At 51.9% G+C, this 638-nt stretch carries 1 pseudogene; it reads right to left on the bottom strand.

The features are described 5' to 3' along the window. Positions 1-494 (bottom strand): annotated as a pseudogene (locus HMPREF3153_RS12875) (transposase); the annotation flags it as partial. Positions 495-638 lie beyond the last annotated feature (144 nt).

Genomic DNA, 638 nt, shown 5'->3' with positions numbered 1-638 from the left:
ATAGTGATCTGGGTATGTGGAGTGTCAAAGAGTCGGTAGACAAACCCGTCGAGTTGCCACAGCTCATCGACTTTATCGCGTGCCCAGCGTTTAAAGCTTTTACGAGGACGTTTACGGGCATTGGCCTCAGCAACACCAGCTTCGTGGAGCCAAAGCGCAATCGTAGACCGTGCCGGTGGGTGCTCTAAACCAAGGTCATCAATGAGGTAGTAATAGATTGACCACGGGCCATAGTCCCGTCCCTGGGCCTTGAGCACTGATCGAGCTGTGATGACTTTCTGACGAAGGTGATCATCGTAGATTCTGGCTGGGGAATGCGGGGCGGTGGAGTCAGGCAGGATGCCTGCACGGCCGCGTTGTTCAACGCGGCGTTTGATGTTGGCATAGGTTTGGCGAGATACGCCAATATCCTTGCAGAATTGGGTGACGGTTCGTCCGTCTCTTACTGGGTCGAAGTCCGCTATTTTCTTGCGGAGATGGGTTGAAATAGCCATCTTGGTATTCCAACCCACCGACTGTCCAAAAAGTCTTGAGACATCACGACAAGGAAGTCTTTGGACTCCGTGACCAAAAACTATCTGGACTCCCCGTCCAAAAAGCCATTAGACTCCGTGACCAAAAACTCCATAGACATCACA

This window comes from Corynebacterium sp. HMSC06C06 (assembly GCF_001807295.1).
GTDB classification, from domain to species: Bacteria; Actinomycetota; Actinomycetes; order Mycobacteriales; family Mycobacteriaceae; genus Corynebacterium; species Corynebacterium striatum.
Note: the sequence above shows the minus strand (reverse complement) of the source record. Positions and strands in the feature narration are given on the sequence as shown.